General features: G+C 75.6%; 15 protein-coding genes. 8 read left to right on the top strand and 7 right to left on the bottom strand.

Annotated features, from left to right (window positions below; translation table 11 throughout):
- Positions 1–70: 70 nt before the first annotated feature.
- Positions 71–1,048 (bottom strand): metallophosphoesterase, encoded by a 978-nt coding sequence (locus K5O09_RS01085; protein WP_222171067.1) that lies wholly within the window; start codon positions 1,046–1,048, stop codon positions 71–73.
- Positions 1,045–3,483 (bottom strand): transglycosylase domain-containing protein, encoded by a 2,439-nt coding sequence (locus tag K5O09_RS01090; RefSeq protein WP_222171068.1) that lies wholly within the window; start codon positions 3,481–3,483, stop codon positions 1,045–1,047. Before K5O09_RS01090 ends, K5O09_RS01085 begins: the two co-directional genes overlap by 4 nt.
- A 251-nt stretch (positions 3,484–3,734) precedes the next feature.
- On the opposite strand from K5O09_RS01090, the gene K5O09_RS01095 reads away from it, so the two are divergent.
- From K5O09_RS01095 to K5O09_RS01105, 3 genes are read left to right on the top strand one after another with little or no spacing between them, the layout of a single operon-like run.
- Entirely contained in the window at positions 3,735–4,043 is a 309-nt protein-coding gene (locus K5O09_RS01095) for a WhiB family transcriptional regulator (RefSeq protein ID WP_222171069.1), read from the top strand.
- Between the two features lie 53 nt (positions 4,044–4,096).
- A complete protein-coding gene (locus K5O09_RS01100; protein WP_146837291.1) occupies positions 4,097–4,258 on the top strand; it encodes a DUF4177 domain-containing protein in 162 nt (53 codons plus the stop codon).
- Complete coding sequence (locus K5O09_RS01105; RefSeq protein WP_222171070.1) at positions 4,255–4,737, top strand: RidA family protein; 483 nt, start codon at positions 4,255–4,257, stop codon at positions 4,735–4,737. The genes K5O09_RS01100 and K5O09_RS01105 overlap by 4 nt, the downstream gene beginning before the upstream one ends.
- A gap of 116 nt (positions 4,738–4,853) precedes the next feature.
- On the opposite strand, the gene K5O09_RS01110 is transcribed toward K5O09_RS01105, so the two are convergent.
- Positions 4,854–5,489 (bottom strand): Crp/Fnr family transcriptional regulator, encoded by a 636-nt coding sequence (locus tag K5O09_RS01110; protein ID WP_222172500.1) that lies wholly within the window; start codon positions 5,487–5,489, stop codon positions 4,854–4,856.
- Positions 5,490–5,579: 90 nt separating this feature from the next.
- Entirely contained in the window at positions 5,580–6,002 is a 423-nt protein-coding gene (locus tag K5O09_RS01115) for a hypothetical protein (protein WP_222171071.1), read from the bottom strand.
- A gap of 154 nt (positions 6,003–6,156) precedes the next feature.
- Here K5O09_RS01115 and nth point away from each other — a divergent pair, with 154 nt between their 5' ends.
- The gene (gene nth / locus K5O09_RS01120) at positions 6,157–6,894 is read left to right on the top strand and encodes an endonuclease III (RefSeq protein ID WP_222171072.1); all 738 of its coding nucleotides are present in this window, start codon (positions 6,157–6,159) and stop codon (positions 6,892–6,894) included.
- Positions 6,895–6,918: 24 nt separating this feature from the next.
- On the opposite strand, the gene K5O09_RS01125 is transcribed toward nth, so the two are convergent.
- The 3 genes from K5O09_RS01125 to K5O09_RS01135 form a co-directional block, all read right to left on the bottom strand.
- Positions 6,919–7,842 carry an alpha/beta fold hydrolase gene (locus K5O09_RS01125; RefSeq protein WP_222171073.1) on the bottom strand — a complete coding sequence of 308 codons (924 nt, stop codon included), beginning with the start codon at positions 7,840–7,842 and terminating at the stop codon, positions 6,919–6,921.
- Positions 7,843–7,853: 11 nt separating this feature from the next.
- Positions 7,854–9,146, bottom strand: a complete 1,293-nt coding sequence (nhaA, locus tag K5O09_RS01130) for a Na+/H+ antiporter NhaA (protein WP_222171074.1) — start codon at positions 9,144–9,146, stop codon at positions 7,854–7,856.
- A gap of 91 nt (positions 9,147–9,237) precedes the next feature.
- The gene (locus K5O09_RS01135; RefSeq protein WP_222171075.1) at positions 9,238–9,969 is read right to left on the bottom strand and encodes a response regulator transcription factor; all 732 of its coding nucleotides are present in this window, start codon (positions 9,967–9,969) and stop codon (positions 9,238–9,240) included.
- A gap of 206 nt (positions 9,970–10,175) precedes the next feature.
- Between K5O09_RS01135 and K5O09_RS01140 the strand changes: the two genes are divergently transcribed.
- From K5O09_RS01140 to K5O09_RS01155, 4 genes are all read left to right on the top strand, one after another.
- Complete coding sequence (locus tag K5O09_RS01140; protein ID WP_370635502.1) at positions 10,176–10,913, top strand: hypothetical protein; 738 nt, start codon at positions 10,176–10,178, stop codon at positions 10,911–10,913.
- 1 nt (position 10,914) lies between these two features.
- The gene (locus K5O09_RS01145) at positions 10,915–11,148 is read left to right on the top strand and encodes a hypothetical protein (RefSeq protein ID WP_222171077.1); all 234 of its coding nucleotides are present in this window, start codon (positions 10,915–10,917) and stop codon (positions 11,146–11,148) included.
- 164 nt (positions 11,149–11,312) lie between these two features.
- Entirely contained in the window at positions 11,313–11,882 is a 570-nt protein-coding gene (locus K5O09_RS01150) for an FABP family protein (protein ID WP_222171078.1), read from the top strand.
- Between the two features lies 1 nt (position 11,883).
- Complete coding sequence (locus K5O09_RS01155) at positions 11,884–13,074, top strand: folate-binding protein YgfZ (RefSeq protein ID WP_222171079.1); 1,191 nt, start codon at positions 11,884–11,886, stop codon at positions 13,072–13,074.
- Positions 13,075–13,102 lie beyond the last annotated feature (28 nt).

Genomic DNA, 13,102 nt, shown 5'->3' on the forward strand with positions numbered 1-13,102 from the left:
AGCCGAGGTCGGGGGGTGGTCGTTAACCGGGTGGGCCGGGTGCCGCCGGGTGTGACCGACGTCGCGCCGGTCAGGCGGGGACGAGGGTCAGGAGCGTCGCCTCCGGGCGGCACGCGAAGCGCACGGGCGCGTACGGGGAGGTGCCGAGGCCGCCGCTGACGTGCAGCCACGTGGAGTCGGCGCCGCCGCGCTCGTCGGGGCGCGGGCCGGGCCAGCCGTGCAGGCCCTTGGCCCGGCCGCGGTCCAGGTCGCAGTTGGTGACGAGGGCACCGTAGCCGGGCACCGCGAGCTGGCCGCCGTGCGTGTGGCCGGCCAGCACCAGGTCGGCGTCGTCGGCGTGCATCGCGTCGAGGACGCGCCGGTACGGGGCGTGCGTGACGCCGAGGTGCAGGTCGACGTCGCCGCCCTCGGCGCGGGCCACGCCGGCGTCGTCCCGCACGCGGGCCGGTCGGACGTCGTCCGGGCCACCGCCGACGGGGAACCGGTCACGGTCGAGGTGGGCGTCGTCGGTGCCGACCAGGGAGATCCGGCGCCCCGCGGTCGTCACCTCGCCGCGGCGGTTCGTGAGGTCGACCCAGCCGGCGGACGACAGGCGGCGCCCCAGCTCGCGCCACGGCAGCTCGACGGGTGGCTCGCGGCGCGTCGTCCGCGCGTCGGGCAGGAGGTAGCGGGCGGGGTTCTTGGGCGTCGGGGCGACGAAGTCGTTCGAGCCCCAGACGAACGCCCCCGGGGTGCCGAGGTGCGGCTCCAGCGCGTGGAGGAGCGCGGGCATCGCGTCGAGGTGCGCCCAGTTGTCGCCGGTGTCCACCACCAGGTCGGGGCGCAGCGACGCGAGGTCACGGACCCAGTCGACCTTGCGGCGCTGGCCGGGGGTCAGGTGCAGGTCCGACAGGTGCAGGACCCGCAGCGGGTCCTGACCGGGCGGCAGCACCGGGACGGTGACCTCGCGCAGGGTGTACCAGCGGACCTCGACCAGCGACGCCCAGGCGAGGGCACCCGCGCCGGCGAGCGCGAGGCCGCCGAGCGTGCGGGCGGCGGGGTGCGTCACGGTCTGGCGTTCTGTCCGGGCGGGTTCGCGCCGCCCTCGCCGCCCCCGCCGCCAGGGCCGTTGTCGTCCTGTTGGCCGTTGTCCTGCGGGTCGGGCGCCTGGGGCGCCGGACCGCTCGAGACGGTCAGCGTGATCGACGAGCCGAGCACGGCCTCGCCGGCCGGGTCCTGCGAGATCACGGCACCGGCCGGGACGGTGTCGGAGCTGGCCGGGGCGGTGAGCGACACGACGAAGCCGGCGCCCTCGAGGGTGCTGATGGCGCTCACCTGGTCCTGGCCGACCACCGACGGGACCGGGACGGGGCGACCGTAGACGTAGTCGCTGGTGGGCTCGCCGAAGCCGGGGTTGGGCTGCCCGTCGAGCAGGGCGGTGTCCATGAACCGCTTCCACGTCGGGCCGGCGATCGTCGCGCCGTACATGTAGGTGATCCACCGGCCGTTCACCGTGAGGTGCTGCATCGGCGTGAAGCGGTCCGGGTACCCGACCCACACGGCGGTGGACAGGCGCGGGGTGTAGCCGACGAACCAGGTGTACTCGTTCTCCGACGTCGTGCCCGTCTTGCCGGACGCGGTGTACTGCGGCGTGCCGATCGTCTTGCCCGTGCCGTTGAACACCTGGCTCAGGCCGAAGTTCATCGCGTTGGCGAGCTCGGGGCTGAGGGCCTGTGTGCAGGTGGCGGACGGGACCTCGAGCTCCTCGCCGTTCGCGTTCTTGACGCTCGTGATGGCGATCGGCTGGCAGTAGGTGCCGCCGGAGGCGAAGGTCGCGTACGCCGCGGCGAGCGCGAGCGGCGTCGTCGACTGCGAGCCGAGGACGTTGGCGGGGAACGGGTCGAACGCTCCGGTGCCGGACTTCCCGCCGGCCTTCACGACGCCGAGCTGCGCGGCCCCTTCCATGATGTTGCAGAGGTCGAGCTGCATGGCCATCGTCAGGTACGCCAGGTTGACGGAGCCCTTGGTCGCGTCGGCGACGGTCATGACACCGCGCCCGCCCTCGGCGTTGCCGGGCGTCCAGGTCTTGTTGATGCCCTTCTGCCCGCACGCGGTGAACTGGTTCTCGTTCAAGGGGCGGACGGAGCCGTTGACGCGCTCGTTCAGGCTGTGACCCTGCTTCAGCCACTCCAGCAGGGTGAACGGCTTGAACGTCGAACCGGGGGCGAACCCGGTGGAACCCCCGTAGTCGTACGAGGTGTTGTAGTTGACGGAGGTGTCGCGGCCGGCGGCGTCGGCGGAGTTGTTGAAGTTCCGGTTCTCGGCCATGGCCTTGATCTGACCGGTGCCGGGCTCGACCACCGAGATCGCCGAGCCGATGCCGGTCGGGTCGTCCACCGGCACACCGGCCTTCACCTCGCCGTCGGCGGAGGTCTGCAGCCGCGGGTCGAGCGTCGTCGTGATGGTCAGGCCGCCGCGCAGCAGCAGCTCGCGGCGCTCCTCGGGCGTCTCGCCGAAGGCCGGGTCGTTCTCGATGACACGGGTCACGTAGTCGCAGAAGAACCCGGAGCCGGCGACGACGCTGCCGGCGGACATGCACCCGCTGCGGGGCTCGCTCACGTGGAGGGTGTCGGCGATGGGCGTCTGGACGCCCGTGTCGTACTCCTCCTTCGTGATGTAGTCCTGGTCCCTCATCAGGCCGAGCACGACGTTGCGGCGACCCTGGGCGTCCTCCGGGTAGTCCACGGGGTCGAGGGCGCTGGGGCTCTTGGTGATGCCGGCGATCGTCGCGGCCTCGAGGTACGTCAGGTCCTTGGCGGACTTGCTGAAGTACCGCTGGGCGGCGGACTCCACGCCGTAGGTCGCGACGCCGAACTGCGCGATGTTGAGGTAGTTCTCGAGGATCTCGTCCTTCGTCATCCGCTTCTCGAGGGCGATGGCCAGCTTGGCCTCGCGGAGCTTGCGCGCGTACCCCTCGGTCCCCTCGGCCTCGCGGGCGGCGGCCGCGGCGGCGAGGTCGTTGTCGCGGACCGCGGTCTCGATGAGGACGTTCTTCACGTACTGCTGCGTGAGCGTCGAGGCGCCCTCGCGCGAGCTCCCCATCAGGTTGCGGGCCGCGGCGCGCATCATGCCCGCCGGGTCGATGCCGCCGTGCAGGTAGAACCGCTTGTCCTCCGTGGCGATGACGGCCTGCTGCATGTACTCGGAGACGTCCTCCAGGGGGACGACCACGCGGTTCTCGGAGTAGAAGGTGGCGAGCACGGTGCCGTCTGCGGCGAGCATCGTCGACTTCTCCGACAGGGGGCCCGGCTCGAGCTCGCTCGGCAGGTCCTCGAACGCCTCGATGCTGAGGTCGGTCGCGGTGTCGGCGACGGCCACGGTGGGCAGCACCAGGCCTGCCGTCAGGAGCCCGCCGACGCCCGCCGTCAGCACGAAGGCGAGCAGGAGCGCCAGCGCCTGCACGACGGTGACCTGCCGCCCGCGGGGCGAGGGGGAGGGAGCCATGCCCGCCAGGGTACGGGAGGAGGGCCCGCGTGATCGCGCCGTCCACAGGGCGCACGTCGACCTGCACGCTACCTGCACATGGCGCGCCGCGGGCCGCGACGACGGCAGATCCACCGAACGGTGGATGCCCCGGGACGACACGACCGGGTACGGTCGCCGTGCAGGGGGGACTGCCGCACCGTCCGTCGTCGCACCTGGGTGCCGGCGGGCGCACCGGCGCGTCCCGGTGTCTCAGGGACGAGGGAGTGCCGATGTCGATCGCGGGGCCGGACGGCCACTGGACGGCGCGGGCGGCGTGCGGGTCGGGCAAGGTCCGCCCGGACGAGCTGTTCGTCGAGGGTGCGGCGCAGCGCGACGCGCGCTCCGTGTGCACCTCCTGCGTCGTGCGCCTCGAGTGCCTGGCCGACGCGCTCGACTCGCGGGCGGACTTCGGTGTGTGGGGCGGGATGACGGAGCGCGAGCGCCGCGCGCTGCGCCGCAGGCGCCCCGAGGTGGAGTGCTGGCGCGACGAGCTGGTCGGCGAGGCCGACGCGACGCGGGCGCAGGCGCTGGCCACCTGACGGCGGCCCGGCCGGCCCGGCCGGTGCGCCGGGCTCCGGGCTAGGGTGGCGTCATGGCCACCACCACGTGGGAGTACGCGACCGTCCCGCTCATCGTGCACGCGACCAAGGCGATCCTCGACCAGTGGGGTCAGGACGGCTGGGAGCTCGTCCAGGTCCTCCAGTCCGAGACCGGGCTGGTCGCCTACCTCAAGCGCCCGACGGGCGAGAAGTGACCGGGCGCGTCCTCGAGCGCCTCGCGGCGCTCGGCATCGAGCTGCCCGAGGTCGCCGCGCCCGTCGCCGCCTACGTCCCCGCCGTCCGGACGGGCGCGTACGTCCACACCTCCGGCCAGCTCCCGTTCGTCGGTGGTGCCCTGCCCGTCGCCGGCAAGGTGGGCGCGGGCCCCGGGCTGGTGTCGCCCGAGACGGCCCAGGAGCTCGCCCGGACCGCGGCGCTGAACGCCGTCGCGGCGGTCGCCTCGCTGGTGGGCGACCTCGACCGGGTCGTCCGGGTCGTCAAGGTCGTCGGCTTCGTCGCCAGCGATCCCGCGTTCACCGGCCAGCCCGGCGTCGTCAACGGAGCGAGCACCCTGCTGCACGAGGTGTTCGGCGACGCAGGCGTGCACGCGCGCTCCGCCGTGGGCGTCGCGGTGCTGCCGCTCGACTCGCCCGTCGAGGTCGAGATCGTCGTCGAGCTCGCTCCCGAGGCCTGACCTCCGCACCCCGGGGACCACGACGGCCCGGCCGCCCACGGGGCGACCGGGCCGTCGGTGTCCGGCGCGCTCCCGGGGCGCGCCTCTCGGCGCGCCGTGCTCAGGGTGCCGGTCGCTCAGCGCGCCCGTCGCTCCAGCCGCTCGAGGTCCAGCAGCACGATCGCGCGGCCCTCCCGTCGGACCCAGCCGCGCGCGGCGAAGTCGGCCAGCGCCTTGTTGACGGTCTCCCGGCTGGCGCCGACGAGCTGCGCGAGCTCCTCCTGCGTCAGGTCGTGCGCGACGCGCACGCCCTCGTCGGTCTGCTGCCCGAACCGGTGCGACAGGTCCAGCAGCGCCTTGGCGACGCGGCCCGGCACGTCGGAGAACACCAGGTCCGCGAGCGCGTCGTTCGTGCGGCGCAGCCGGCGGCCCAGCGCACCGAGCAGGTGCTTGGCGACGGTCGGGTTCTGCTCGAGCCACGGGATGAGGTCGCCGTGGCCGAGCTCCAGCACGACGGCGTCGGCGAGACCGGTCGCGGTGGCGGTCCGCGGGCCGGGGTCGAACAGCGACAGCTCGCCGAACATCTCGCCCGGACCGAGCACGGCGAGCAGGTTCTCCCGCCCGTCCGAGGAGCGGCGGCCGAGCTTGATCTTGCCGGAGCGGATCACGTACAGCCGGTCACCCGGCTCGCCCTCGTGGAACAGCACCTCTCCGCGCGCGACGTGCACCGGCGCCATCGACGCGAGCAGCGTCCGGGACGCCTCGGGGTCCATGTTCGCGAACAGGGGCGCCGTGAGCACGACGTCGTCCTCCACGGGAGGAACCTCACCTTCTGACCGGGATGTGACGACCCTCAGTCTGCCTCATCGGGCGCGTGCGGCCCCGCCGAGCGCGCGGGTGCCGCCGTCGGTGACGTCGCGCGCGAGCTGCTCGATGTACCGGTCGGTCAGCTCGCGCAGGGCATCGGCGAGCCGATGCTCGTACCGGGCGAGCCGCCCCTCGAGCTCGCGGAGCCGCGGCAGCTCCTGGACCTCGGCGATCGGGAGCGCGCCGCGCACCGCCGCCGCGAGCTCGGCGGCGGGCGGGACGTCGCCGGCGGGACCGAGCAGGTCGCGCACGTCAGGGTCGGCCCCGGGGGCCTGCGGCGGCGCGGCTGCGGCCACGGCCAGCTCCAGGCGGTCCCGGACGAGGCGGCGCCACCGGACCACGTGCTGGTGCTCCAGGCGCAGGGCGCTCCGCTGCCTGCGCAGCTCGACGAGCTCCGCAGCCGTGCCCGCCAGGGTCATGCGTTCCGCCGTCCTCCTCGGGACCGCGGGTCGCGGGCCGTCCCCCAGTCGTTCGACGTGCACCGGCGCGGACTTGAGCGGTCGCGGGTGTGAACCGCGCCTCGGTCACCCGGGGGAACCAGCCCGTTCCCCCGGGGGGACCTACGCTGGCCTGATGACGTCGTCCGCGCCGTCCGTGGACCGGCCGCCGCTCGCCCTGGTCCGGCGCGCCCGCCGGGTGAACCGGGCGCTCGCCGTCCGCTGGCCGGACGCCCGCTGCGAGCTCGACTTCCGGACGCCGCTCGAGCTGCTCGTGGCGACGGTGCTGTCCGCGCAGACGACGGACGTGCGGGTCAACCAGGTCACCCCCGCCCTGTTCGCGCGCTACCCGGACGCCGCGGCGTACGCGGGCGCGGACCTGGCGGAGCTCGAGGAGCTGATCCGGCCGACGGGGTTCTTCCGGGCCAAGGCCCGTTCCCTGCAGGGGCTCGGGCGGGCCGTGGTCGAGCGGTTCGACGGCGAGGTGCCCCCGCGCATGGAGGACCTGGTGACGCTGCCCGGGGTCGGGCGCAAGACCGCGAACGTGGTGCTGGGTGACGCGTTCGGGATCCCCGGCATCACGGTCGACACGCACGTCGGCCGCCTGGCCCGGCGCCTGGGCTGGACCACCGAGGACGACCCGGTGAAGGTCGAGCGGGACATCGCGGCCCTGATCCCGCGGGCCGAGTGGACGCTGCTCAGCCACCGGCTGATCTTCCACGGCCGCCGTACCTGCCACGCGCGCCGCCCGGACTGCGCGACCTGCCCGCTGACGCGGGACTGCCCGTCGGCGCTCGTCCGCGTGGCGGTGCCGCCCGTCCCACCGCCGACTGTGCCGCCGACGCCCGTCCCGCCCGCGCCCCGCGACCGCTAGGCAGGCATGCCCGGCCGCCTCGGGTCAGCCCAGGTCGCGGAGCCAGTCCCGCAGCACCGCGGTGACCCGGTCGGGCTCCTCCTCGGGCAGGTAGTGCCCGGCGCCGGACAGCATCTCGAACCGGTACTGCGAGCCGAGCGCCCGTCCGACGGGACCGTCGGCCATGGCGCGGGACACGGGGTAGCACCCGTCGGACCCGCCGTGCACCTGGAGCGTCGGCACCGGGGCGGCGGCGCGCAGGGCCTGGGCGTGGCGGCGGCCGTCGGCGCGTGCGCCGGAGCGGTAGAGCCACCGCACCTGCTCCAGGGCGGAGTGCGCCGCGAACGGCACCTGCGCGGCGCGCCGGTACAGCGCGAGCGCGGCGGGCTCCGGCCAGCGGGGCCCGCCCCACTCGCGCAGCAGGCGCGCCACCAGGTCGCCCCGGGTCATCGAGCGCTCCGGCAGGTACGGGAGCTGGATCGCCGCCATCCGGCGCGCGGCGCGGGCGCGCAGGCCGGAGCGCGGGTCCGCCCGGCGCAGCAGCGGGTGCGGGGAGGACACGGCCGCGACACCCCGGGTGAGGTCGGGGTGGTACGCGGGCATCGCCCAGGCGACGTCGCCGCCGCCCACACCGTGCCCGACGACGACGGCCCGGTCGCAGCCGAGCGACCGCACCACGCCCGCGACGTCCCGCGTCAGGGTGGGGACGTCGTAGCCGATCGGCGGCTTGTCCGAGCCGCCGGTCCCGCGCAGGTCCATCGCGACGACGCGGTAGCCGTCCTCCGCGAGCGCCGGCAGCTGGTGCCGCCACGCCCACCACAGCTCGGGCAGGCCGTGCAGCAGCACGACGAGGGGCACGTCACGGTCGTCCGGGCCCGCGACGGCGACGTGGAACCGTGCGCCGTTCGCGGGGACGAAGTGGTGCCGCCACGGGCCCTCGAGCAGCAGGGCGGAGGAGTCGACGGTCATCGGAGCCGAACCTACCGCGTCGGGGAGTCCTCCTGGGCCTGCCGGTGGTGCCGGTCGCGCCACGCGAGCGCGCCGCCGCCGAGCACCGCCGCGGTCGCGGACGCGACCAGGATGGCGACCTTGAGGTGCTCGTCGTGCGGGCTGCCGGCACCGAACGCGAGCTCGCCGATGAGCAGGGACACCGTGAACCCGATGCCGGCGAGGAGGCCCACCGCGCCGATGTCGCGCCAGTGCAGCTCGGGTGCGAGCTCGGCGCGGGTGAAGCGCGCGACGAGCCAGGTCGCGGCGAGGATGCCCAGGGGCTTGCCGACCACCAGCCCGAGCGCGACCCCCTGGGCCACCGGGTCGCCGAGCGCGGCGCCGAGCACGCCGTCCGCCAGCGGCACGCCCGCAGCGAACAGCGCGAACACCGGCACGGCGAAGCCGGCGGACACCGGTCGCCACCGGTGCTCGAGCCGCTCCGCGACGCTCTCCCGCTCACCGCTCCGGGCCAGGGCGGGCGCGGTGAGACCGAGGGCGACCCCGGCGATCGTCGCGTGCACCCCCGAGGCGTGCATCAGCGCCCACGCGGCGGCCGCGAGCACGAGCAGCGCGACCGTGACCACCGCTCCGGTCGCCCCGCGGCGGCGGACCCGCACCAGCGCGGCGAAGGCCGCGACGGCGAGCAGCGAGGCGCCGAGCCACACCAGGTGCAGGGCGTCGGTGTAGACCACCGCGATGATGACGATGCCGAGCAGGTCGTCCACGACCGCGAGCGTGAGCAGGAACGCCCGCAGCGACGTCGGCAGGCTGCGCCCGACGACGGAGAGCACCGCGACGGCGAACGCGATGTCCGTGGCGGTCGGCACCGCCCACCCCCGCAGCGTGTCGCCCCCGGCCCCGGCGTTCACGGCCACGTAGAGCAGAGCGGGCGCTGCCATCCCGCCCACCGCGGCCACGACCGGGACCACGGCGGTCCGCAGCCGGCGCAGCTCGCCGTCCACGATCTCGCGCTTGAGCTCCACGCCGACGACGAAGAAGAACACCGCCAGCAGGCCGTCGGTGGCCCATCCGGCGAGCGAGAGGTCGAGGTGCAGCGCGGACGGCCCGACCACGGTCCCGGAGACCGTGGCGTACGCGGCGGACCACGGCGAGTTCGCCCAGACCAGCGCCACGAGTGCGCCGGCCAGCAGGAGCAGGCCGCCGGTGCGTTCCGCCCGCAGGGTGTCGAGCAGGTTGCGCTCGCCGCCGGGCGTCAGCGCGGAGAACAGCCGGGGCCGGTCGGCGCGCGGGGACCGGGGCGAGGTGGCGGGCGGGTGCGGCACGGGTGCTCCAGGGGTCGACGAACGGGCGCCGACCAGACTTCCCGGCACACCCCGCCGGGGATCGTACGCGCCCGTGACGACGCGCACCCCGTCAGGCCTCCGCGGACACCTCGGCGGGTGAGGCGGGGCCGGGGTCGCCGGTGCGGCGGTCCTTCGGAGGGTCGAACCGGTAGCCGACGTTGCGGACGGTGCCGATCAGCTGCTCGTGCTCGGGCCCCAGCTTGGCGCGCAGCCGGCGCACGTGCACGTCGACGGTGCGCGTGCCGCCGTAGTAGTCGTAGCCCCACACCTCCTGCAGCAGCTGGGCGCGCGTGAACACGCGCCCCGGGTGCTGCACGAGGTACTTGAGGAGCTCGAACTCCTTGTACGTGAGGTCGAGCGGGCGGCCGCGCAGCCGCGCGGTGTACCCGCCGGCGTCGATCATGAGCTCGCCCGAGGAGATCTCCTGCGGCTGGTCGTCGTACGACGAGGACGCCGCGCGCTCGATGACGAGCCGGAACCGGGTCTCGACCTCGGCGGGCGTGGCGTTCTCCAGCACGATGTCGTCCGCGCCCCACTCGGCGGTGACGACCGTCAGACCGCCCTCCGTGAGCACGAGGACGAGCGGGACGGTGAGCCCGGTCGCGCGCAGCAGGCGGCAGGTGGTGCGGGCGGTCACGAGGTCCCGGCGCGCGTCCAGCACGACGATGTCCGCGTCGGGCGCGTCGACCAGGGCCGAGGGCTCGACCGGCAGGACGCGCACCCGGTGCGACAGCAGACCGAGTGCGGGCAGCACCTGGGACGAACCGCCGGACGCGGGTGTGAGCAGCAGCAGGTCGGCCACGTTCCCCTCCTCCGGCGTCCGAATTGGGGGACACGGTACCGCGTGCGTGTCACGCCACCGTGTCCTGGTCCGTCACATTCCGCCCCGCGGGCGAACACCGCGGGGCGCCCGGGACGCCCGCGGGGACCGGGTCCGCCCGCCCGGAGATGCCGGGCCGGGCGCCGGTGTCTGCGAGGATGGCCCGCGTGCAGGCGTCGAATCGTGCCGTGACCACGGCGGTCCTGGCGACGCTCGTCGCCGTCGCCGGCGTCCTCGGGGACGTCTCCCTGGCCGGGCGCGACGGCGTCGTGCTGGCCGGCCTCGTCGTCGTCCTCGTGCTCGTGCTCGCCGCCGGGCTGCCGTACCTCGCCGGGCTGCCGGCGCGGGTCGGGAGCTCCGCCGTCATCGGGCTCGCCGGTGTCGGCGCCGTGGTGGCCGTGCACCTCACGCGGTCCGAGCCGCTGCTCGGCGACCTGCCCGCCGTGTTCGCCGGTGCGGTGCTCGCCGCCTTCGTCGCCGAGCTCGCACGGCGCGACGGACGCGAGCGGCTGGTGGAGTCGGTCGCGGGGACGGTGACGGGCGCTCTCGTCGCCGTGTGCGCCGCGGGCTGGCTCGCCGCCGAGCGCACCGTCGCGGGCGACGCGGTGGTCGTGACCGGCGCCGTCGCGCTCGCCGTGGGCTCGGCGCTGACGGCGCTCCCCCTGAGAGGCTGGACCGGTGCGGGGGTCTCGCTCGGCGGCGCCGTCGCCGGGGCGCTGGTCGCCGGTGCCGCGCTGCCCGCGGTCGGCCTGCTGCCGGGCGGCCTCGTCGGTGTCGCCGTCGGCGTGCTGGTGTCCGCCGCGGACGCCCTGCTCGACCGCCTGCCGGCCCTGGAGCACCGCCTCGCGGGCTGGGCGGCGGCTGTCCTGCCCGTCGCCGTCACCGGCATCCTCGTCTACGTCGTCGGACGCGTGCTGGTGGGGTGACGTGGAGCTGCGGGCGCTGCTGGTCCTGCCCGTGCTCGCGCTCACCGCGTCCGCCGGCCGGTCCGGCGCGCGCAACGGGCGGTTCGTGGCCGCCCGCACCGCTCCCGGCGGCGCATCCGCCGACCCTGTCCTGACCGCGGTGGGCACCGCCCGCGGCGCGCGGGGCCCGGTCCGGCGCCTGCTGCTCCGGCGTCTCGTGCGCCCCCGGCTCGCCCCGCCCGCCGCGCGGGCCTGAGCCCGGGAAGGCGCGCGGCGGTTCCGTCGTTAGGATCGGTGCATGCAGGCACTCGAGATCGTGTTCATCGGTCTGCTCGTCGCTGCGACGATCGCGATCGGCTGGTTCGCCGGCTTCGTCGTCTACCGGCTGTTCAAGGGACAGCGCTGACCGGAAGGGCTCCCATGGCGTTCACCCTCCCCGAGGGCCTCGCGCCCGAGATGTACCCGCTGGCCTGGCTGGTCGGGCGGTGGCACGGCGAGGGGGTCGTCGGGTACCCGGGCATCGAGGAGACGGCGTTCACCCAGGACCTCGTGGTCGACCACGACGGCGGGCCGTACCTGTCGTACACGTCGACCGTCCGGCTCGTGGTCGCCCCGGACGACGCCTCCGCGCTCGAGGAGGCCGCGGGCGCGCCCGGCGAGCCCGGGCCCGTCTGGCAGACCGAGCAGGGCTACTGGCGCATCCCGCCGGAGCGGCCGGAGGGCCTGGGCTCGGAGCTGTTCCCCGTGGAGCTCCTGCTGGCCGACCCGTCCGGGCACGTCGCCGTGTTCGTCGGGGCCACCGGCAACGGGCGCATCGACCTGGTGAGCGACGTCATCGCGCGCACCGCCACCGGTGCCGAGGTGACCGCGGGCAAGCGGCTCTACGGCCTGGTGCAGGGCGAGCTGATGTGGGCGCACGACCTGGCCGCGTTCGGCCACGACCTGCAGTCCTACGCGTCGGCGCGGCTCAGCCGCGTGCAGGTCGGCTGACGTGGCCGCCGACGGCGTCGGGACCGGGCCGACCACGCAGACGCAGGCCGCCCCGCGCCACCGCAGCCCGCTGCTGGACCGGCGCGGCGCGGTCGCCGCGTCGGGGCCGGACGCCGGCGTCGCCTGGCACTACGGCGACCCGACGGCGGAGCAGCGCGCCCTGACGCGCGGCGGCGCCGTGGTCGACCAGTCCCACCTCGGCGTGGTGCGGGTGACCGGCCCGGACCGGCTGTCGTGGCTGCACTCCATCTCCTCGCAGCAGCTCGAGGGGCTGGCGCCGCGCACGTCGACGGAGACGCTCGTGCTCAGCCCGCAGGGCCACATCGAGCACGCGGCGGCGGTCGTCGACGACGGCGAGGCGACGTGGCTGGTCTCCGAGACAGCGCCGGGCCTGGCGGCGTGGCTCGACCGGATGCGGTTCATGCTGCGGGTCGAGGTCGCGGACGTCACCGACGAGTGGGCCGCGATCGGCGAACCCCTGGCCGCCGAGGGCGGTCCGGACGAGCCCGTCACGTGGGCCGACCCGTGGCCGCGGACGCTGCCCGGCGGGACGCGCTACGGGCTGCCCGACGACCAGCACCCGGGTGCCGACCGCGCGTGGCGGCTGGTCCTGGTGCCGCGCACCGGGCTCGTCGACGCCGTGCGCGCACGGGAGGCCGCGGGCTGGCCGCTGGTCGGCACGTGGGCGAGCGAGGCGGTGCGCGTCGAGGCGTGGCGTCCGCGCGCGGGCCGCGAGGTCGACCACCGCACCATCCCGCACGAGCTCGACTGGCTGCGCACCGCGGTGCACCTGCACAAGGGGTGCTACCGCGGGCAGGAGACGGTCGCGCGCGTCCACAACCTGGGCCGGCCGCCCCGCCGGCTGGTCATGCTGCACCTCGACGGCTCCGGGCACCTGCTGCCGGAGGCCGGCGCGGCGGTGCGCGACCTGGGCGACCTGCTGACCTCGGGCGAGCCCGGCCGGGAGATCGGGCACGTGACCACGGTGGCGCGGCACCACGAGCTCGGCCCGGTCGCGCTCGCGGTGGTGAAGCGCTCCGCGCCGGTCGACACGGACGTCGTCGTCGAGTGCGACGGCGGGCCGGTCACCGCGGGTCAGGAGGTCGTGGTCCCGGGGGAGGGCGTCACCGCGGACCGCCCCCAGCCGCACGGGCCGCTCACGCGCGGTCTGGGCGGCCACCCGATGCTGTGACCGCCCGGTGAGCGGGGGCAGGGGGCCG

It is taken from the genome of Cellulomonas sp. C5510 (assembly GCF_019797765.1).
Lineage (GTDB): Bacteria > Actinomycetota > Actinomycetes > Actinomycetales > Cellulomonadaceae > Cellulomonas.